The organism is Sorangium sp. So ce363 (assembly GCF_051520435.1).
GTDB classification, from domain to species: Bacteria; Myxococcota_A; Polyangia; order Polyangiales; family Polyangiaceae; genus Sorangium; species Sorangium cellulosum_B.
In genome coordinates this window covers 1963481-1982738 of the sequence record NZ_CP150333.1, presented here as the reverse complement: position 1 = coordinate 1982738, position 19258 = coordinate 1963481, and the positions used below count along the sequence as shown (strand labels likewise).

Annotated in this window: 19 protein-coding genes; 7 read left to right on the top strand and 12 right to left on the bottom strand. The window is 71.0% G+C overall.

From position 1 onward, the window contains the following. Nucleotides 1–21 precede the first annotated feature (21 nt). A complete protein-coding gene (locus tag WMF12_RS07650; RefSeq protein WP_437869757.1) occupies nt 22–1530 on the top strand; it encodes a carboxypeptidase regulatory-like domain-containing protein in 1509 nt (502 codons plus the stop codon). A gap of 436 nt (nt 1531–1966) precedes the next feature. On the opposite strand, the gene WMF12_RS07645 is transcribed toward WMF12_RS07650, so the two are convergent. After that, nucleotides 1967–2329: a hypothetical protein gene (locus WMF12_RS07645; protein ID WP_437869756.1), complete on the bottom strand. Its 363-nt coding sequence runs from the start codon at nt 2327–2329 to the stop codon at nt 1967–1969. On the opposite strand from WMF12_RS07645, the gene WMF12_RS07640 reads away from it, so the two are divergent. Then, nucleotides 2322–3224, top strand: a complete 903-nt coding sequence (locus WMF12_RS07640; RefSeq protein ID WP_437744953.1) for a glycoside hydrolase family 5 protein — start codon at nt 2322–2324, stop codon at nt 3222–3224. The genes WMF12_RS07645 and WMF12_RS07640 overlap by 8 nt on opposite strands. A gap of 59 nt (nt 3225–3283) precedes the next feature. Here WMF12_RS07640 and WMF12_RS07635 read toward each other — a convergent pair whose 3' ends face one another. The 9 genes from WMF12_RS07635 to WMF12_RS07595 all read right to left on the bottom strand — a co-directional run bounded on the left by WMF12_RS07635 (nt 3284) and on the right by WMF12_RS07595 (nt 12150). Further along, nucleotides 3284–3469: a hypothetical protein gene (locus WMF12_RS07635; RefSeq protein ID WP_437744952.1), complete on the bottom strand. Its 186-nt coding sequence runs from the start codon at nt 3467–3469 to the stop codon at nt 3284–3286. 329 nt (nt 3470–3798) lie between these two features. Further along, a complete protein-coding gene (locus tag WMF12_RS07630) occupies nt 3799–5472 on the bottom strand; it encodes an AMP-binding protein (RefSeq protein WP_437744951.1) in 1674 nt (557 codons plus the stop codon). Beyond that, the gene (locus WMF12_RS07625; RefSeq protein WP_437869755.1) at nt 5469–6413 is read right to left on the bottom strand and encodes an SAM-dependent methyltransferase; all 945 of its coding nucleotides are present in this window, start codon (nt 6411–6413) and stop codon (nt 5469–5471) included. The genes WMF12_RS07630 and WMF12_RS07625 overlap by 4 nt, the downstream gene beginning before the upstream one ends. Then, nucleotides 6410–6736, bottom strand: coding sequence for an acyl carrier protein (locus tag WMF12_RS07620; protein ID WP_049876196.1), 327 nt, complete (start codon nt 6734–6736; stop codon nt 6410–6412). The genes WMF12_RS07625 and WMF12_RS07620 overlap by 4 nt, the downstream gene beginning before the upstream one ends. A gap of 247 nt (nt 6737–6983) precedes the next feature. Beyond that, nucleotides 6984–8015 (bottom strand): hypothetical protein, encoded by a 1032-nt coding sequence (locus tag WMF12_RS07615; protein WP_437869754.1) that lies wholly within the window; start codon nt 8013–8015, stop codon nt 6984–6986. 153 nt (nt 8016–8168) lie between these two features. Further along, nucleotides 8169–9233 (bottom strand): polysaccharide deacetylase family protein, encoded by a 1065-nt coding sequence (locus WMF12_RS07610; protein ID WP_437869753.1) that lies wholly within the window; start codon nt 9231–9233, stop codon nt 8169–8171. Beyond that, complete coding sequence (locus tag WMF12_RS07605) at nt 9226–10074, bottom strand: methyltransferase domain-containing protein (protein WP_437869752.1); 849 nt, start codon at nt 10072–10074, stop codon at nt 9226–9228. Before WMF12_RS07605 ends, WMF12_RS07610 begins: the two co-directional genes overlap by 8 nt. 11 nt (nt 10075–10085) lie before the next feature. Beyond that, nucleotides 10086–10850, bottom strand: coding sequence for a class I SAM-dependent methyltransferase (locus tag WMF12_RS07600; protein ID WP_437744946.1), 765 nt, complete (start codon nt 10848–10850; stop codon nt 10086–10088). A gap of 310 nt (nt 10851–11160) precedes the next feature. Then, nucleotides 11161–12150: a transaldolase gene (locus WMF12_RS07595; protein ID WP_437869751.1), complete on the bottom strand. Its 990-nt coding sequence runs from the start codon at nt 12148–12150 to the stop codon at nt 11161–11163. Between the two features lie 113 nt (nt 12151–12263). Between WMF12_RS07595 and WMF12_RS07590 the strand changes: the two genes are divergently transcribed. Then, a complete protein-coding gene (locus WMF12_RS07590; protein WP_437869750.1) occupies nt 12264–14222 on the top strand; it encodes a MutS family DNA mismatch repair protein in 1959 nt (652 codons plus the stop codon). A gap of 73 nt (nt 14223–14295) precedes the next feature. Next, nucleotides 14296–15243 (top strand): class D beta-lactamase, encoded by a 948-nt coding sequence (gene blaOXA / locus WMF12_RS07585; protein WP_437869749.1) that lies wholly within the window; start codon nt 14296–14298, stop codon nt 15241–15243. A gap of 33 nt (nt 15244–15276) precedes the next feature. Here the strand turns inward: blaOXA and WMF12_RS07580 are convergent, their stop codons facing one another. Next, nucleotides 15277–16203: an alpha/beta fold hydrolase gene (locus WMF12_RS07580; protein ID WP_437869748.1), complete on the bottom strand. Its 927-nt coding sequence runs from the start codon at nt 16201–16203 to the stop codon at nt 15277–15279. Nucleotides 16204–16357: 154 nt separating this feature from the next. On the opposite strand from WMF12_RS07580, the gene WMF12_RS07575 reads away from it, so the two are divergent. Further along, nucleotides 16358–16849, top strand: coding sequence for an LEA type 2 family protein (locus tag WMF12_RS07575; protein WP_437744941.1), 492 nt, complete (start codon nt 16358–16360; stop codon nt 16847–16849). An 84-nt stretch (nt 16850–16933) separates the two neighbouring features. On the opposite strand, the gene WMF12_RS07570 is transcribed toward WMF12_RS07575, so the two are convergent. Continuing rightward, on the bottom strand, nt 16934–17680 hold the full coding sequence (locus WMF12_RS07570) for a Uma2 family endonuclease (protein WP_437869747.1): 747 nt from the start codon (nt 17678–17680) through the stop codon (nt 16934–16936). 378 nt (nt 17681–18058) lie between these two features. Here WMF12_RS07570 and WMF12_RS07565 point away from each other — a divergent pair, with 378 nt between their 5' ends. Further along, on the top strand, nt 18059–18349 hold the full coding sequence (locus tag WMF12_RS07565) for a hypothetical protein (protein ID WP_437869746.1): 291 nt from the start codon (nt 18059–18061) through the stop codon (nt 18347–18349). A 16-nt stretch (nt 18350–18365) separates the two neighbouring features. Further along, nucleotides 18366–19247 carry a galactose mutarotase gene (locus tag WMF12_RS07560; RefSeq protein ID WP_437869745.1) on the top strand — a complete coding sequence of 294 codons (882 nt, stop codon included), beginning with the start codon at nt 18366–18368 and terminating at the stop codon, nt 19245–19247. The last annotated feature ends 11 nt before the right edge of the window (nt 19248–19258 follow it).

The window sequence follows — 19258 nt, the reverse complement described above, 5'->3', positions numbered from 1 at the left end:
CTTCTGCGCCTGGAGGATCAAATGGGGATATTGCACGGCAGCGCCCGATGGCTCCTGGTCGCGGCGGCCATGGCGCCGGCTGTCGCTGGCGGATGCTCCTGCGGCGATTCCGGCGGGACGATCGGCGCCACGTCCGGCGGCGGAGCCGACCAGAGCGCGGGGGGTGGCGGCTCCGGGGGAATCCCCTTCCCTGCGGGGGGCGGCTCCGGGGGAATCCCCTTCCTGGCGGGGAGCGGCGGGTCAGGGGTCACGAGCGGCGGGTGCGAAGGGCTCGAGTGCCAGCAGATCGCCTGTCCAGGCGGCGGCACGACCACCGTGAGCGGCACCGTGTACGAGCCCGCGGGCAAACTCCCGCTGTACAACGTCACGGTGTACGTCCCGAACAGGGACCTTGAGCCCATCACCGACGGGGCGAGCTGCGATCGGTGCGATGTGACGCTCTCCGGCGATCCGATCGCGACCGCGCTGACGGACACGAACGGGCGCTTCGTGCTGGAGAACGTGCCCGTCGGGGTGGATATCCCGCTGGTCGTCCAGCTCGGCAAATGGCGGCGCCAGATCACGCTGCCGAAGGTCGAGGGGTGCGTCGACAACCCGACGGTGGACAGGACGGTCCGCCTGCCGCGCAGCAAGGCGGAGGGCCACCTCCCGAAGATCGCGCTGACGACCGGCGGCTCGGACGTGCTGGAGTGCCTGCTGTACAAGATGGGAATCGACGCGTCGGAGTTCACGCCGGAGGCGGGCGACGGGCGGGTGAACCTGTTCGCCGGGCGCGCCATCGAGGGCGACAGCGCGACGAGCAGGTACCGAGACGGCCTGAACGACGGCGCCCCCTTCTCCCTCGCGCGGGAGTTCTGGGGCTCGCTCGACGACCTGCGTCGATACGACATGGTGATCCTGTCGTGCGAAGGATCCGAGTTCGGGGAAGACAAGCCGGAGGCCGCGCTGCGAGCGATGTTCGACTACGCCTCCGCGGGAGGCCGCGTGTTCGCGTCGCACTGGCACAACACCTGGCTCCGGCTCGGGCCGGAGCGGTTCCCGGAGACGGCGGAATGGGACGAGGAGAGCGATCCCGACGACGGGCTCCCCGTGCTCGTCGACACCACGTTCCCGAAGGGCCTGGCGCTCCGGGACTGGCTCGCCAACGTGGGAGCGTCGACCGTGCCCGGGCAGATCGAGATCGACGATCCGCAGCACTGGGTCGACTCGGTGAACGAGGAGATCGCGACGCGGTGGCTCTACAACGAGGCCAACACCGATTTCGACGCGCCCGCGGGGGTCAAATACTTCACGTTCAACACGCCCATCGGCGCGCCGGAAGAAGAGCAGTGCGGCAGGTTCGTGTACACGGACATCCACGTGGCGGCGAGCGACGTCGCCGGGGCGCCTTTCCCGAGCGGCTGTGAAGACCGCGACGGGGCGACGCATGAGCTGACCGCCCAGGAGAAGGCGCTGCTCTTCATGCTGTTCGACCTGTCCGCCTGCATCGCGCCGGACGACGAGCCGCCCCCAGTGCCGGTGCCGACGTGACGAGCGCCTCGACGGGCGCGGCGCTCGCGGCTTGACATTCCGGAGGCGCTCGCTCGCAATTTCCTGAGCGATATTGACGCCCTGCGCATGGATAGGCGGTTGCCCAGGGTGGTCACCCGACCACCAAGGGGAACACCGTAGCCTGCGTGGACCCGCGCGGCACAGCCCCCGCGCGCAGACCAGAGACGCAGCGCAGCAGCGTCCGCATCACGGGCTCCGCCAACTGGCATATTTTTTGCGAACTTTCTGTTGCCTGCACACCACAGCTCCCTCAGATCGGCGCCCGTGAAGGCTTCGCCTCACGCTCTCGCTGGAGACCACCGGCCGCGGTTGTAACCTGCACGCACCAATACTGTATTCTGCCATACAAACAGCGTGGATTTTATCCCTTGATCAGAGGCACGCAGAGGGCTTGCCATGGCGCTGAACTGCCCTTTTAATGCCGCGCCATCCGGATACTTCTCTTGGAGGACATGATGAAAAGTGTTTTGCTTCGCGGTGTGCTTGGCAGGTCGAAGTGGTCATTCGGCCTTGCGGTGGTTGCGTTGCAAGCCACCGTGCTGATCGGCTGCGGTGACGCGGGGACGGACGACGGCGCGGGCGGCGCGGGCGGCGCGGGCGGCGGCGGGGCGACCTCCGCGAGCGCGACGACCTCGAGCGCCTCGACGACCTCCGCGGGCGCGACGACCTCGAGCGCCTCGACGACCTCCGCGAGCGCGACGACCTCGAGCGCCTCGACGACCTCGGCGACGACATCGGCCTCGTCCACGACGAGCGCGAGCACCGGGGGGGTGCCCACGGACGGCACGCCGGTCGAGCGTCATGGCCGGCTCCGGGTCATGAACGGCAACATCGTCGGTGAGCACGGGTCCCCGGTCCAGCTCAAGGGCATGAGCCTGTTCTGGAGCCAGTGGAGCAACTACTACAACGGCAATGTCGTCAACTCGATCGCGGACAACTGGGAGTCGACCGTCGTCCGCGCCGCCATGGGCATCGAGGGCGAAGACGGGTACCTCCAGGACGCGGGCGCCCAGAAGGCCAAGGCGAAGACCATCGCCGACGCGGCGATCGCGAAGGGCATCTACGTCATCCTCGACTGGCACGATCACAACGCGCACCAGCACCTGGACCTGGCGAAGAGCTACTTCCGCGAGGTGGCGCAGGCCTACAAGAACACGCCCAACGTCATCTTCGAGGTCTTCAACGAGCCCCTCAACACGAACACCTGGCCCGCGGTGAAGTCCTACGCCGAGGCGGTGATCTCGGAGATCCGGGGCCAGGGCGCGAACAACCTGGTCATCGTCGGCTCGCCGAACTGGTCGCAGGACGTCGACATCGCCGCGGACAATCCCCTCAGCGATCAGAACGTGGCGTACACCCTCCACTTCTACGCCAACACGCACAAGGGGTCGCTGCGCGAGAAGGCCCAGAAAGCCATCAACAAGAAGCTGGCGCTGTTCGTGACCGAGTGGGGGACCTGCTCCGCCGACGGCAACGGCCAGCTCAACCTCGGCGAGTCGCAGACCTGGCTCGACTTCCTGGACGCGCACAACATCAGCTGGGCCAACTGGTCGCTGGGCGACAAGGCCGAGGCGTGCTCCGCGCTCAGGCCCAACGCAAACCAGATGGGCAACTGGACCGACAACGACCTCACCGAGTCGGGCAAGTGGGTGAAGGGGAAGATCGCAGAGTGATCCCCGCGCGGGTCACCGGCCGCTCGCGCCGGTGACCCGGCCCCGACCGAGGGCGCCGCTCACCCGTGCGCTCGTTTGCTCTCCACGGACAGGGGCCGCCCGGCACAGAAGGGGCATTGATCGTCCGAGCACCAGTCGTCGTCCTCCAGGCCGAGCGCCCGGAGCTGCTCCAGCTCCCACGCGCGCGCCTCGGGCGAAAGCGGAGCGGGACAGGTGGACTCGTGGTCTCGCAGGCTGCTCAACATGGACGGTCCCGTTCGGTTGTGCTCCGGAGAGCGATTCCGGGATCTATCGCGCACAGCCCTGCAGCGCCCGCGAAATCGGCCGAGCCGCGCCGCGTCTGTCCATGGTTGAGACGAACGGAAAAGACCTCTGGACGACGGTCCCCTGGCAGATCGTTAACCAAGCTTCCCGCCGCGTCCTCCTACATCCGAACGTTTACGTGGTCGTAGTCGTTTACGTGGTCGTGGTCGTTTACGTGGTCGTCAACGATAGGCCGTGAACGACCACGACCACGTTCACGTTCACGTTCACGTTGGTGACGGATGGTGCGGTGGCGGGGCCGGCGCGCTCTTCAGCGAAGCGCCCCCGCGCGCAGCCGCTCGGCGACCTCCCGGCGTCGCAGCTTGCCGCTCGTCGTCTTGGGCAGCTCGCCCGGCGGAACCAGGACGACCTGGTCCACCGTGACGCCGTTCGCCCGCAGCGCCTCTCGCACGCGCTCCGCGAGGCCGGCTTGCTCGGACGCCTCGGCGCGCGTCTCGGCCACCACGTAGACCGACTCGGTCTGGCGCTCCTCGACGAACAGCCCGACCGCGACCACGCACCCGGCCCGGATCCCGTCGACCCGGGAGGCGATCTCCTCGATCACGGCGGGGATCATCGTGTGACCGCCCTTGATGATCACCTCCTTCTTCCGGCCGGTGACGAACAGCGTCCCGCGATCGATGAACCCGAGATCGCCCGTGCGCAGCCACCCGCCCACGAGCGCCTCGGCGGTCGCCTCGGGCTCGTTGAAATAGCCCTCCATCACCGTCTCCGAGCGCACCTCGATCTCCCCCACCGTGCGCTCCGGGACGGGGCCGCGCTGGGCGTCCACGATCCGGATCTCCGTGTGCGGGATCGGCCTGCCGACGCCGGCGAGCTCCAGCGAGAGGGGGCCAGGCGCGGCCTCCTCGACGCGGCCCTCGCGCTCCAGCAGGCCGCGATCCACCGTGAGGGCGCGCGGCTCGGCGTAGAGGTCGGGGAAGGTCACGGCGACCGTCGCCTCGGCCAGCCCGTAGACGGGGAAGAACGCCTCGACGCGGAAGCCGCAGGGCGCGAACGCCTCCGCGAAGCGGCGGAGCAAGGCAGGGGAGATCGGCTCGGCGCCGATCATCGCGCACCGCCACGCGCCGAGATCGAGGCCCGCCTCGACGGCGCGACGGGCGAGGCCGATGCAGATGGAATAGGCGCTCGGCGGCCCGAGCGAGATGACGCCCCGGATGCTCGACATCTCCGCGAGCCACGAGAACGGCCGCGTCCGGAACTCGAGCGGCGAGAGCATGTGAACGGGGAAATCGTTGAAGAGCGGGAAGAGCAGCCCGCCGACGAGGCCCATGTCGTGGTGGAGCGGCAGCCACGAGACGCCCCCCGCGCCCTCGCCGCGCACCGTGAGCCGCTGGCTCATCGCGTCGAGGTGCAGCATCAGCCGCTCGTGCGGGATCACCACGCCGCGCGGGTGCCCGGTGCTGCCGCTCGTGAGCTGGATGAGCGCGGGCCCGGGCGCGCGCTCCGGATCGGGCAGCGAGCCCGCGAGGGGCGCGTCGAGCAGCGGCTCGGCGGCGAGCTGGAGGAGGCCGTCCGCCCCCTCCTCGCCCTGCGCGAAGCCGAGCAGCGCGGACGAGACCACGAGCGCGCGCGCGCCGACGCGGGCGGCCGTCCTCCGGAGCTCGCCGAGGAACGCCGCCACGTCCGTGAGCCGATAGGGCACCCCGACCTGGATCGGCACCGCGCCGAGCACCCAGACGCCGAAGAGGCACGGCACCGCCACCTCCACGTCCGTCACGAGCAGGAGCACCCGATCGCCCGGGCGCACCCCCGCCGCGAGCAGGCCCGACGCCGCCGCGCACGCGCGGCGCCAGTACTCCGCCCACGACCACCCGACGAACTCGCCCTGCTGCTTGTGATAGAACCCGAATCGATCCGGCGTCGCCTCGGCCCGCGCCCTGAGCAGGCCCGCGACCGTCCGCGCGGAGAGCCCGCGGCTCACGGCGCGCGCCCCGGCTCGGGCGAGGGCGCGACGCCGAGGCGCTCGCGGCCGCCGCCCTTCGTCGCCACGATCATGTACTCGAGCGCGGTGCGGCGCGCGAAGGAGAGCCGGCCCACGGTCATGTACGTCTGGAGCAGCCGCGAGAAGCCGGGCGCGCGGGCGTCGATCCGGGCGCGGTTCGTGCGCACGTTGTCGATCCACCGGGCGACCGTGTGCACGTACGAGCTCGTGAGATCCTCGACGCGCCGGACATCGAGGCCGGCCTGCTCGATCATCCCGAGCTCCTCGGCCAGCGAGATCAGGCGGCAATAGCCGAGCGCCTCGACGAAGATGTACTGCGTCGCAGAGCTCTCCCGGTCCCCGCGGGCGCGCGCCGGGAAATAGCAGTCGGAGATGAGCAGCCTGCCGCCCGGGCGCAGCGCGGCGGCGATCTTCTGGTGGATCCGCTCGCGGTTGTGCATGTGCACGATGCTGCCCACGAAGAGCACGGCGTCGAGCGACTCGGGCGCGAGGTCGATGTCCTCGATATGAGCGAGGTCGATGCGGACCCGCGAGGCGACGCCCGCCCGGTCGGCGCGGCGGAGCGCCTCCTGCCGCTGCTTGTCGCTCAGCGTGACGCCCTGAAAGCTCCCGCCGGTGTGCTCGGCGAGATAGATGAGGTTCGAGCCCCAGCCGCACCCCACGTCGAGGACGCGCTCTCCGGGGTGGATGTCGAGCTCGCGGCGGACCCAGTCGTACTTCCGCTCTTGCGCCGTCTCGAGGCTCTCGGCGGGATCGAGGAAGATGCCCGTCGCGTAGGCCAGGCGGCTGTCGAGGACCATGGAGAATATCTCCGGGTCGTTCTGGTAATGAGCGGCGACCTCGCGCCGCTCGTGCTCCCGCTGCTCCTCGGGCGTCCGGACGGCGGCCTCGCGCTCGGCGCGCGTGCGCGGGGCGATCAAGGCGCCCCTCCCCGGCCGCCCCGCGCCGCGATCTGCGCCTCGACGAAGGCGATGACGTCACCGACCGTGCTGATCTGCGCCTGATCGGGCGCCGCGAAATCGGGCGCCACGATCTGGAATCGCTCCTCGAGCGCGACATTGACCTCGATGAGCGCCAGTGAATCCACGCCGAGGCCGCTCTCGAGCGACAGGTCCGGAGTCACGGCATCGACGCTCATCCCACATCGCTCTGCAATGATGGTACGGACCTCTCTGGCGATCTCCGGATCTCCCCCGCCCGCCACCTGCGGCTGCTTCCGAAGCGCCGCCTCGCTCTTGTTCATCGCGCTCTCCAGTCCAGGGTTCGGCGCGCGCGACCATCAACACGCCAGCGCGATAGATGCTCATGCCAGCGCCGGTCACGGCCGTAGCGCGGCGTACCATGATCGCCAGTCGTCGTCCATGGCCGGACGAGCCCGCTCGACCGCGAGGTCAGCGCGTCGCGGGCTGCGCGCCGGAACCTACGCGCGACAGACGCGCGAGGCCCTGCCGCGGCGCCTCGCCGCGGCCCGGCGCGCCGGCGCGAGCGGCTCAATCGCCGAAATCGCCGTCGAACCCGCCGCCGTCATCGACCCCACCGCCGTCATCGACCCCGCCGCCGTCATCACCCCACGGATCGCCGTCATCCGCCCCGTCCCCCTCGTCGCCCGCCGAGAGGTCGTCGCCGCCGCGATCCGCGCCGTTCAAGAGGTCAGGATTCTCGGCGGCCTCCTGCGCTGTGCCGAGCATCGTGCCCGCGGGGTTCACGAAGAGGACGTGTGGAGGCGTGAGCATGTGCATGAAGGAGGTGATGAGCATCACGTCCAGCATCATCCCCAGCGGGCTGGGCGGGTAATAGACGACGAACGGGTCATAACCCGGGTGCGTGGGGCCCACGGGAGGCCGCTCGGCGCCCGCGCCGTCGCCCGCGCCGTCGCCCGCCGGCGCGTGCACGACGCGCGCGTCGGCGTGGTGATGCTCCACGCGCGCCTCCGGCATCGTGGCCTTGAGGGCGCCCTCGACCCGCCCGACGAAGGACTCGAACTGCAGCCGCGCCGCCTCGAACAGCGCCGGATCCTTCGCCAGGGGCTCGACGCGGCGGCGGTAGTCCTCCGCGGACTCGCCGGCTCGCGGCTCGAGATCCCGCAGGCGCCCGCCGATGGAGACGAGCCCCGCCGGCTCGTCGTCGGCGTGCTCGGTGCGCGCCCGTGTCTCGATGACCAGGTGCAGCCCTGCTTCCTCGTGCTCGGCGGCGAACCTGAGCTCGCTGAACCCGCGCCCGAACACGGCGGAATGCTCGGACAGCGCGAGCACGAGATCGGGAAGATCGTCCGGCTTCCCGTCGGTGTCCTGGAAGATGACCGTGTCGTCGATCACGAGCGAGAGGGCGTTCGTGACCCCGAGCTGGACGAGCGCCCCCCGCACCTGATCGACCACGGCGGTGGCCTCGAGCTCGACGCGCACGCGATCGGTGTCGAGATCCACCGTGGCGCCGAAGCTGCGCTTCAGCTTCTCCCAGACGGTGGGGTTGCGCTGGATGATGCTGCCCTTGAGCGAAACGTGGATCTGTCCGATGAGCCGCATACGCGCTACTTAGCACCGCGGCGGGGCGCCATCGTCGACGACGTTCGCGAGCGTGGAGGGCAGCAGGGGCGCGGGGCCGGGTGAACGGCGCGGGGGTCGGGTGAGCGATCCGCCGCGCGGCGGAGCAGGCCCGGCCGCCCCTGGCCGACGGAGCTAGCCGAACGTGAACCGCTGCGCCACGCGCTTGTACGCCTGCTCGACGACGCGGCGGGCGTGGTGGATCGCGTTGGAGTGGGGGAACTGCAGCGAGGGCGGCGCGCCCTCGTCGACACCGCGCGCGCCGTGCGTAGAAGACGCCGCGTCCGAGAGCCGGCCCGCGAGGGCGCCCACGGTGTCGACCTCGAAGTCCTTCGAGTTCTCGTCGAGGAAGCGGCAGAGCCCGCGGAGCCGCTCGACGTTGAGCCGGTTCGGGAAGCCGCGGCGCGCCTCCGCCGAGTCGAGGAAATAGAACTCGAACGAGTGGGTCACCAGCGTGACCTCCTTCACCCCGAGGGCGCGGTAGCGGAGGAGACAGTGCTTGATCTCGTCGAGCGTCACCGCCGTGATCTGAAGGTGCCTGAAGCGCTTCGTGGGCTCGATGAAGTTCGTGACCGGCAGCTCGTACACCCCCGGCTCGGGCGTCTCGAAGAGGCCGAGCCGCGCGCCCGGATACTGCATCTTGCAGTTCTTGCTGAAGTAGCAGGGGTTGTAGTTGCTGCTCAGCACGAGCCCCGCCCGCTTCATCGCCCGCCAGGTGTCGTTGCTCGCGCCGAAATTGCCGGCGCGGTAGCCGAGCAGCTCGCTCGCCGGGACGCCCGCGCGCACGAGCAGGTCGCGCCCCTCGAGGAGGAGCCGCGTCTGCTCCTCGACCGGGTAGTCGGCGATGTCGTCGGAGACGCGGGGCTCGCCCCGGGTGTGCCAGTCCGCGCGCCGCTGCACGGGGTGCACGTGCAGCTGCACGTCGTGGCCGCGGCTGTGGAGCGCCTGGCACACGCTCGTCAGCCCGTCCATCCCGAAGCTGTATGAGCCGATGGCCTCGACGAAGAACGTCCCGCGCTGGCCGTACGCCTCGAGCTCGCGCATGATGAGCTCGATGCCGAGGGGCTCGCGCTGGTTGACGAAGCGGCCCCAGATCCGGAGGTCGTAGCCCATCGCGGGAGACTTGGTATCGCCCAGGATGCGCTCCTCGGCGCACTCGACGTCCACGGTGATGTATACCCGCGTCCTCCCGTCAGCCATCGCCAGCTCCTCCCTCACCGCGCTTCTGAAGAACCATCGTGATCGTCGGGGACACGAAGCCCACGTGCATCCCGAGCGGGCCGAGCAGCCGGTTCGCCGCCGAGAAGGCCATGAGCCGCGGCCCGGACAGCCCCATCTTGGCCTTCAGGTCGACGATCAGCCGGCCCCGATCCTGCTGCGAGATGTCGACATAGTCGCCGAACCCGCGCCGGAGCTCCCAGGGGAATACGCTGTAGATCGACCTGCCCGGGAACAGCGGGCGCAGCAGCCGAGGCACGTAGTTCATCAGGATACGGCGGCTGTGGCACTCGACCGGCCAGAGGCGGTTGCTCGTGCCCAGGATGACGATGAACCCCCACGGCCCGAGCACCCGATCGATCTCGCGCTGGACGGCCGGCAGGCGCTCGGGCGGGACGTACTCGAGCACGCTGTTGCAGGAGACGAGCTCGAACTCCCGGTCGGCGAACGGCATCGCGGTCGTGTCGGGGACGTGATGAACGCGGATCCGGTCCGACAGCCCGTGGCGCTCGGCGTTCAGCTGCGCCAGCTCGACGTACATGGGGTCGACGTCGAGCGCGGTCACCTCGGCGCCCAGGGTCGCGAGCACGACCGCCGTCCCGCCGAAGTGGCAGCCGAACTCGAGCACCTTCTTGCCGCGGACCGACGTGAAGAGGTCGTCGTAGGCGTGGCGGCTGCGGCGCCACTCCCACGTGGCATACCCCCCGACCCACGGATCGTCGGGATCCCAGCCGTAACGCCGCGCGCTCTCGCGGAAGCGGTGATCGGCGTCTGCGTCGCGGACAGCCGGCGGGGTGGCGGCGCTCTGGCTCGGCTCGCTCATCGGGGAAAGGCTCAAGCGTCGGCTGTCCCTGCGGGCAGCAGGGGCGCACGGTAGATGGCGAACAGGAAGGGCGAGAACCAGGGGTTCGTCTCGCCGGGGACCACCCGGCGCGCGATCGCCTTGAGGGGCGGGACGACCTTCCAGACGACACGCCGCGCCAGGAGCGGCGCCTCGTCGTCCAGCCAGAAATCGAAATGGCCGCCCGTGTAGCGGGCCTGGACGATCTCGGCGCCGTTGCGGCGGGCAGCGGCCTCCAGGAACGGCAGGTTCATGATGCGGGTGTTGTGGCCTTTCAGGTTCTTGCGATCGAGCAGCCAGTGGAGCGCCTTCTGCCCGCCGGCGAAGTTCGGCATGCCCACGACCACGGTGCCCCCCGGCTTCACCAGCTCGAAGTGCCGATCCATCACCGCCCCGGCGTCATCGAAGTGCTCGATGAACCCGAAGGAAGCAACGATATCGAACTTCTGCTGGGGCTTCCAGTTGAAGAAATCCCCCTTCTCGATCTTGCCGACCTTGATGCCGCGCTTCCGGATCTCCTGCTCGACGACCTCCGGGTCGCAGGCGTAATCCAGGCCGTACGCCGTGAACCCCAGGCGCCCACAGAAGTCGACAAGGATACGGCCTGGTGCGCAGCCGATCTCGAAGAACGACAACCCCTCCCCGCGCGGCAGGAACGGAGCGACGTCGTCGTAGATCTCGCAGCCGCCACCCAGATCGTCGGTGCCGACGTAGCCCTTCCAGTGGTTCTCCCAGTACTCCTGTGACGTGAGCTTCAACGTCGCCTCCTCGATGCCATCGCGAAAAGGGCGGCTCCATGAGGAGCCTCCCGGAGAACCGCAGTCGACCACGCGCAGCGCGGGCGATCGAATGCTGCCCGAAATTCGTCCAGTTTGACGAATCCTAGAGGACGGGGAGGCTCACATGCAAGCCGGCCCTCCGCCTTCTTCCCGCGCCTCCGTTCCTCAACGCAGGCGCACGCAGGCGCACCTACGCGGCGCGGGGTCGCCGCGTAGGTGCGGCGCGCGGGCCCGCTCCCCGGAGCTCCGCTGCGCGCGCGTCGCGGTCGCGCGTCGCGCGTCGCCAGCGCTAGGAGGCGGCCCCCTGCTGGAGGCGCTCGCGGAGCAGGACCTCGAGCGAGGCGAGCGCCTTCGCGAAGCCGTCGATGCCCTCGCTCAGCTTGTCGCTGGCCATCCGGTCGGCGGCGTGCATCGCGCGGAACGCCGCCTCATCCATCGGGATCTTCGCGATCTGCAGGGCGCGCGCCGCGTCGGGGTCGAGCTTCCTCGGCAGGTCGCCGCGCGCGGAGGCGAGCTCCGAGAGCAGCTTCGGCGAGATCGTCAGGAGGTCGCAGCCGGCGAGCTCCTTGATCTCGTCGATGTTGCGGAAGCTCGCGCCCATCACCTCGGTCTTGTAGCCGTGCTTCTTGTAGTAGTTGTAGATCTTCGTGACCGAGACGACGCCGGGGTCCTCGGCCGGCGCGTAGCTCGTGCGGCCGGTGTCCTTCAGGTACCAGTCGAGGATGCGCCCGACGAACGGCGAGATGAGCGTCACGCCTGCCTCGGCGCACGCGATCGCCTGGTGCAGCCCGAAGAGCAGCGTGAGGTTGCAGTGGATGCCCTCCTTCTCGAGGACCTCCGCCGCGCGGATGCCCTCCCACGTCGAGGCGATCTTGATGAGGACGCGCTTGCGCGAGACGCCGGCCTCCTCGTAGAGGCGCACGATGCTCCGGCCCTTCTCGATGGTCGCCTGGGTGTCGAAGGAGAGGCGCGCGTCGACCTCGGTCGAGACGCGGCCAGGGATGATCTTCAGGATGCGCAGGCCGAAGTCGACGGCGAGCCGGTCGAACGCGAGGCTCACGACGTCGCCCGGCTCCTTGCCCCGGCCCGCCTCCTTCTGGCCCCAGGCGAGCGCGCCGCTCACGATGTCGGCGTACTCGGGCATCTGGGCCGCCGCCGTGATGAGCGACGGGTTCGTCGTCGCGTCCTGGGGGCGGAATTTCTCGATCGAGTTGATGTCGCCGGTGTCCGCGACGACGACGGTGTACGCCTTGAGGCGCTCCAGCAGGTTCTGGTCCATGGGCGGCATTGTACGAGCAGCCAGCCAGGACGCTTCAAAGCTTTCGTGTCCTTCGTGTGAGGACCCCCCTCCGGCTGGATGCACGGCCGGCGGTGGCCTATGGAGAGGGCCCCGTGGAGCCGCCCCCCAACGCCGTCGCGCAGCGCGTCCTGTCCGCCTACGATGATCGCCTCTCGGTCCTGCGCGCCGAGGCCGGCGCGCTCGATCGCCGCTCGAAGACGTTCTCGCTGCTGCGCGGGGTCTCGTTCCTGGCGGCGGCCGTGGCCGGAGGGTACGCGCTCTTCGGCGACGTGCCGCGGTGGGTCACGTACGCCGCCGGGGCGGTGACCGCGGTGTTCCTCGGGTTGCTCGTCGCGCACGCGCGCCTCGTCACCCGGATGACGGAGCTCGAGCAGCGCATCGGCCTCTACGTGCGCGGCAAGCGGCGGGTCGCCGGCGATTTCGCCGATTTCCCGGAGCGTGGCGACCGGTTCGCCGCGCCGGACCACGATTACGCGGGCGATCTCGACGTGTTCGGGCAGGCGTCGCTGTTCCAGCTGCTCAACGTGGCGCAGACGGGCGAGGGCGAGGCCACGCTCGCGGCCTTCCTCGCGGAGCCCGCCCCGGCGACCGCCGTGGCGGCGCGGCAGGAGGCGGTGCGCGAGCTCGCCGGCCTCGGGGCGTTCCGGGAGGATCTCGCGGTGGTGGGCATGCAGGCGGGGGCGCGCGGGCGCGAGGCCGGCCCGCTCATCGCGTGGGCCGAGGCGCCCCCGGCGCTGCTCGGCCCGGAGGCCCGCGCCGGCGGCCTGCCGGTGAGCGCGCTCCTGACCGCGGCGAAGGTGCTCGTGCCGCTGACGCTGGCGCTGCTCGCGGCGCCGCGGTTCATCCCCGCGGAGCAGCTCGGGCTGCTCCGCCACGCCTACCTCCTGCCGCTGGCCGCCCAGATCCTCGTGCTGGTCCTGCTGCGGCCCGCTGTCGAGCCGATCGTCGCCGCGGCCTCGTCGCGCGAGGCGCCGTTCGCCCGGTACCGGCCGATCCTCGCCCGCGTCGAGGAGCAGGCGTTCTCGTCGGCGCTGCTCCGCGAGCTCAAGGCCGAGCTCGCGGGGCCCTCGGGCGTGCTCGCCTCGCGGGAGATGACGGCGCTCGAGAGCCGGGTCGGCTACTCGGACCTGCGCCACAGCGGGCTCGTCCACATCGTCGCCAACCTCTTCCTGCTCTGGGACGTGTGGTGCGCGCTCGCGCTGGAGCGGTGGAAGCTGCGCGCGGGCCGGCACGTGAAGGCGTGGATGCGGACGCTCGGGCACATGGAGGCGCTCGCGAGCCTCGCGACGTTCGCGCACGAGAACCCCGACTACGCGTACCCCGACGTGAAGGACGGCGAGCCGCGCTTCACGGCGGCGGGGCTCGGCCACCCGCTCCTCCCGCGCGACCGGCGGGTGACGAACGACGTCTCGCTGGAGGGCGCGGGCGCCGCGCTGCTCGTGACGGGGTCCAACATGTCGGGCAAGAGCACGCTGCTGCGCGCCGTCGGGGTGAACGCCGCCCTCGCCCTCGCGGGCGCGCCGGTCTGCGCGTCGTCGCTGTCGCTCTCGCCGGTCCGCGTGCGGACGAGCATGCGGATCAAGGACTCGCTCGAGCACGGCGTCTCGCACTTCTACGCCGAGCTGACCCGCCTGAAGCGCGTCGTCGACGGCGCGAACGGCGGCGAGCGGGTGCTGTTCCTGCTCGACGAGATCCTCCACGGCACGAACGCGCGGGAGCGCCAGATCGGGGCGAGGGCGGTCGTGCGGCACCTCGTCGCGCGGGGGGCCATCGGCGCGGTCTCGTCGCACGACATGGGGCTCGCCGTGCTGGAGCAGGAGACCGCGGGACGGGTGCGCAACATGCACTTCGAGGAGCTCGTGGTCGAGGACAGGATGACCTTCGACTACAAGCTGAAGCCCGGCGTGGTGACGAGCGCGAACGCGCTGCGGCTCATGAAGATCATCGGGATCGACGTCGACTTCTCGGAGGGCGAGCGGACGGCGACGGCGGCGACCGCGGCGACCGCGGCGGCGATGGCAGCGACGACCGCGGCGGCGGCGCGGGAATGAGCGGGGCGACGGCGGTGACGACCGCGGCGATGGCTCGGGAATGCGCGCGGCCCCCGGCCGCGTTGAGGGCGCCATGCTTTCTCCGCTCCCCGGGTGCCTCTCGCGCCGCGCCCTAGCCTCGGCGCGTCCCTTGCTCTCCTGCGCGCTCCTCGCGATCGTCACGACAGCGAGCGCCTGCGCCACGGCGCCGCCGCCGCCGTTAGCTCCCCCGGCGGCGAGCGGCGGGGCGGCCCCGCCGGCCGCGGCGCCGGGCGCGAGCGCGCCGGCCGCGGCGCGGACCGAGATCGACGAGGGCGGGGCGGCGCTCCTCCGCGCGGAGGGCGTGGACGGCGCGTTCGTCCTGTTCGACGCCGCGCGAGGCGTCACCCGCGTCGTGAACCCCGACCGCGCGGCGGCGCGGTACGTGCCCGCCTCGACCTTCAAGATCCCGAACACGATCATCGGCCTGGAGACCGGGGTCATCCCGGACGAGCGCTTCACGCTGCGGTGGGACGGGGTGCAGCGCCGCGTGCCCGACTGGAACCGCGATCACGATCTCGCGTCGGCGATGAAGCACTCGGTCGTCTGGTTCTACCAGGAGGTCGCGCGCCGGATCGGGCCCGAGCGCATGCAGGCGCACCTCGACGGGCTCGGCTACGGCAACCGCGACATCTCGGGGGGCATCGACCAGTTCTGGCTGACCGGGGGGCTCCGCATCTCCCCGCACGAGCAGATCGATTTCCTGCGGCGGCTCCGCGCCGGCGCGCTGCCCTGCTCCGCGCGGAGCATGGACATCGTGAAGCGGATCCTCGTGCTGGAGCAGACGCCGGCCTACACGCTGCGCGGCAAGACGGGGATGGAGATGGACGAGCGATCGAGCACCGGCTGGCTGGTCGGCTACGTCGAGCGCGGGGCAGACACCTACTTCTTCGCGACCGTGCTCCTCGGCGCAGGCAGCGACGGCGAGCGCATCATGCCGCTGCGCCGCAGCCTGACCCGCGCCCTGCTCAAGCGGCATGGCGCGCTCCCCGAGGACGCCTGACGCCGGCGCCTCTCCCGGCGCCGGCGCCGCCCCCTACGCCGCCGGCGCCGCGCTCGAGGGCGACGGCGCCGCGCTCGAGGGCGACGGCGCCGCGCCCGGCGACGCCGTCGAGCGCGCCGCCCACGCGAACGCGGCGATCCGCTCGGCGAAGCGGCGCGGGTCGTCGACCTGCGGGCAGTGCCCGATGCCCTCGGGCTCCTCGATCTCCGCGTGCGGAGGGAGGTGCCGCCGGTAGTACTCGAGGTTGGCGCTCGGCATCAGGCGGTCCGAGCGGCCCCAGATCAGCAGGATCGGCATCGAGAGCGCGCCCAGCTGCTCGGGCGTGAACGCGTGGTCGCACCGGGCCGAGCGCCTGAAGGAGAGGATGGTCTCGCGCGAGAACGTCCGCACGACGTCGCCGGCGATGAGCGGGGTGAACCACGGGACGCGGTGGTAGAGGCGCGCGAAGAACGCGTGGGCGTCGGCCCGCGACCGCAGGTTGAACGCCGCGAGCAGCTCGGCGAGCTCGGCCTGCTCCATGCCGGCGCCGGCCGGCGACGCGAGCACCAGCGCGCGCACGCGGTCCGGCGAGCTCAGCGCGTAGCTCACCGCGACCGCGCCGCCGAGGGAGTTGCCGACGACGATCGCCGGCTCGTCGAGCTCGCGGTCGAGCAGCTCGTGCATGGCGGCGGCGAGGCACTCCGGCGTGAACGACGACGCCGGCGCCGCGCTCCACCCGTGCCCCGGCGACTCCGCGGCGATGACGCGGCGGGCGCGCCGCCGGAGTCGCTGCAGCACCGGCGCGTACGGGAGCGCCGAGGAGCCGATGCCGTGGAGCAGGACCACCGTCGGGAGCGGCCCCGTGCCCGGAGCATCGTAGAGGTGCAGCCTGCAGACCGACGTGTCGACCCAGCGGCTCTGCACCCCGGACCTGTTCAGCGCCTTCTTGGCGAGGCGTTCGGCGAGCGGGAGGATGCCCATGCGCCGGGCATAGCAGATCGACAGGGTTCCCGCGGGGGCGGAAGCGCAGGCGCGAGCGCGGGGGCTGTCGAGCGATCGGCGGGACGCGGACGAGGCCCGGTGGCGCGCCCGATTTCCGTTGAGCTCCATGGAGATCCGCGCCACATCTCCCGCCGTGCGATCGCCTCTCCTCGCCGCCGCCGTCACCCTGGTCGCGTGCTCGCGCCCCGAGCCGCCGACGCTCAAGCCCGAGCTCGCGACGGTGACCGCCGTCACCGTCCAGGGCATCGATCTGCGGGTCCAGATTCAGGCGTACAACCCGAACAGCATCGATCTCTCGACGCGCTCGATGAAGGCGAGCGTGCTGCTCGACGGCAAGTACGACGTCGGCACGGTCACCGCGCTCACGCCGCTCGAGCTGCCCGCGAAGAAGTGGACCCGGATCGAGGCGCCGATCTCGGTGAAGTGGCAGGACCTCACGAGCATCGCGGCGCTGGCGGCGCAGAGCCGCGGTATCCCGTACCAGGTGAGCGGCACCGTCGCGATCGGCGGAGAGACGCTCAACGTGGATGTGCCGTTCCGCCTCGCGGGGACGATCACGCACGAGCAGCTCGTCACGGCGATCGGCAACTCGCTCCCGGCCCTGCCCCTCCCCGGCCTGCGCTGAGGAGGGCTGCCGCGGCCTGCCCTGAGCGAGGCCCCGCGTGAGCCCCGAAGCCGCCCGATCGGACCGACCTCGCGTGAGTGGACCTCACGTGAGCGGTCCGAAGCGCTTCTCGTAAGCTGCAAGCTTCTCCGCGAGCGCCTGGGACCGCTCCTCCGCCGCTCGGACCTGCTCCTCCGCCGCTCGGACCTGCTCCTCCGCCGCTCGGGCCTGCTCCTCCGCCGTCGGAAGCACGCGTCCCTCGGCGTCGAGCCAGCGGAGCCATCTCCCTTTGCTGCCCAGGTACAAGCCATCCCGCACACCGAGGCGCAGGCCGAGCTGCTGGCTTGCCAGCTCGCCCTCCGCGTTCAAGGCCATCGGCTCGTAGGCACGAGAGGCCATGTCGAGCAGATATCCTTCCAGGGTGTTCTTCATCGGATCGAACAGAAAGTACTCCGGCACGCGCAGCACCTTCGCATAGATGCGCATCTTCTCGCCGCGGTCGATCGACTCCGTGCTCTCCGAGAGGAGCTCGATCACCACATCCGGCGTCCTGCCGTTCTCTTGCCACACGACCCAGGACTTCCTGTCTCGGCGTACCGTGTCGAGCACCACGAAGACGTCCGGCCCGCGGAAGTCGTTCTTCATGGTCTGGAGCTCGCTGAAATAGATCGCCATGTTGCCGCTGACGTAAACGTCGTCGCGATCCTTCCAGAAGAGGTCCAGCGACTCGATCAGCAGCAGCATTTGTTTGCGGTGGCGATCGCTCTCCATGGGCTCACCGTCGTCGTGGGGGAGTTCGTCCTCTCCGGGCGGCGGGATCGGGACGAGCGAGGTCTCGCTGGCGTACGGCATGGGCTTCCTCGGCGCAATCTTACCAGGTTCCTGGGAGGCCGCAGCCGTGAAGGCGGACAGCGCGCTCGCGCGCGGCGGGCCGCAGCAGAGGGGCGCGCTCGGCTTGCGCGGCTCGCTCCTCGCTCGGTTTACGCGGCTCGCTCCTCGCTCGGTTTACGCGGCTCGCTCCTCGCTCGGTTTACGCGGGACGACGCGCCGCCGTGCCGGGATCGTGACGAGGGCCCGGCCCGCCCTGCGGTCTCCAGCGTTGTCTCGAGCCCACAAAGCTTGCAGAATCGCGGCGGAGAAGACGTCCGTGCCCGTCCACGAGGAGCCCCCCGTTCGCGCGCGCCCGCGGTCATCGACGCGCTCGTCTCCGCCGCCGGAGGGCGCAGCCCCATGTCCGGCGGCCTGATCTTCCACGACGGCGGCGGCGGGGCCGTCGCGCGCTGCACGCGCTGCGGCGCCGAGGCGGCGGGGCCGTGCGCGCGCTGCGGCGCGCCCGTGTGCGGCGACTGCTGCGTGCTCACGGAGGGCGGCGCGCGCGTCTGGGCGATCTGCCTCGCGTGCGAGGATCGCGGCGGCCGCTCCCTCCGCCGCGGCTGGGCGACGGTCCTCGGGTGGATCGCGCTGCCCATCGCGGCGCTCGCGCTGATCGTCGGGCTGCTCGCGTGGCTGCAAAGCAACTGAAGAGACCGGAGGAGTCATGTTCAGCGTGAAGGAAGTCGAAGGCGCGATTCCCACCATCGAGCTCGCCGACAGCGACGCCGCGAGCCGCGCGGTGCTGGCCCCGGCCCGCGGCGGCATCCTGACCGAGCTGACCGTCGGCGGCCGCGCGCTGCTCTACCTCGATCGCGGCACGTTCGACGATCGCACCGCCAACGTGCGCGGCGGCAACCCGGTGCTCTTCCCCTCGCCCGGCAAGCTCGCCGGCGACGCCTGGTCCGCCGCCGGCGCGGCGGGCCAGATGCGCCAGCACGGCTTCGCCCGCACCCTGCCGTGGTCGCTCGACGACCATGGCACCCTCGAGTCGGGCGGCGCGTACGCCCGCCTCGTCCTCCGGTCGAGCGAGGCGACGCGCGCGCAGTACCCCTGGGATTTCCGCGCCGAGTTCACCTACACGCTGCGCGGCAGGGCGCTCCGCATCGATCTGCGCATCACCAACGAGACCGGCGACGGCGCGCCGCCGATGCCGTTCGGGGCCGGGTTTCACCCCTACTTCGCCGTCTCCCAGGCGGACAAGGCCCGCGCCTCGATCGAGACGCGGGCGACGCGCGCGTTCGACAACACAACGAAGCGGGAAGCGCCGTTCTCCGGCTTCGACCTGACCCGGCCCGAGGTCGACCTCCACCTGCTCGACCACGGCTCCACCGAGAGCGCGCTCTCGATCGAGGGCGCCGCGGGGGTGCGCATCGCCGTCCGCGGCTCGCCCGAGTTCACCCACTGGGTCGTGTGGACCTTGCAGGGCAAGGACTTCGTCTGCCTCGAGCCCTGGACCTGCCCCGGCAACGCCCTCAACACCGGAGAGCGCCTCATCCACCTCCGGTCGCGCGAGACTCGGGCGCTCTGGATCGAGCTCTCCGCCTGAAGCGATGACGG

Bases quoted from the DNA above. Each gene is read 5' to 3' on its own strand.
- WMF12_RS07605 (WP_437869752.1), bottom strand. From the start codon at position 10,074: ATGAGCGAGCCGAGCCAGAGCGCCGCCACCCCGCCGGCTGTCCGCGAC.
- blaOXA (WP_437869749.1), top strand. From the start codon at position 14,296: ATGCTTTCTCCGCTCCCCGGGTGCCTCTCGCGCCGCGCCCTAGCCTCG.
- WMF12_RS07650 (WP_437869757.1), top strand. From the start codon at position 22: ATGGGGATATTGCACGGCAGCGCCCGATGGCTCCTGGTCGCGGCGGCC.
- WMF12_RS07565 (WP_437869746.1), top strand. From the start codon at position 18,059: ATGTCCGGCGGCCTGATCTTCCACGACGGCGGCGGCGGGGCCGTCGCG.
- WMF12_RS07615 (WP_437869754.1), bottom strand. From the start codon at position 8,015: ATGCGGCTCATCGGACAGATCCACGTTTCGCTCAAGGGCAGCATCATC.
- WMF12_RS07580 (WP_437869748.1), bottom strand. From the start codon at position 16,203: ATGGGCATCCTCCCGCTCGCCGAACGCCTCGCCAAGAAGGCGCTGAAC.
- WMF12_RS07570 (WP_437869747.1), bottom strand. From the start codon at position 17,680: ATGCCGTACGCCAGCGAGACCTCGCTCGTCCCGATCCCGCCGCCCGGA.
- WMF12_RS07610 (WP_437869753.1), bottom strand. From the start codon at position 9,233: ATGGCTGACGGGAGGACGCGGGTATACATCACCGTGGACGTCGAGTGC.
- WMF12_RS07620 (WP_049876196.1), bottom strand. From the start codon at position 6,736: ATGAACAAGAGCGAGGCGGCGCTTCGGAAGCAGCCGCAGGTGGCGGGC.
- WMF12_RS07595 (WP_437869751.1), bottom strand. From the start codon at position 12,150: ATGGACCAGAACCTGCTGGAGCGCCTCAAGGCGTACACCGTCGTCGTC.
- WMF12_RS07635 (WP_437744952.1), bottom strand. From the start codon at position 3,469: ATGTTGAGCAGCCTGCGAGACCACGAGTCCACCTGTCCCGCTCCGCTT.
- WMF12_RS07560 (WP_437869745.1), top strand. From the start codon at position 18,366: ATGTTCAGCGTGAAGGAAGTCGAAGGCGCGATTCCCACCATCGAGCTC.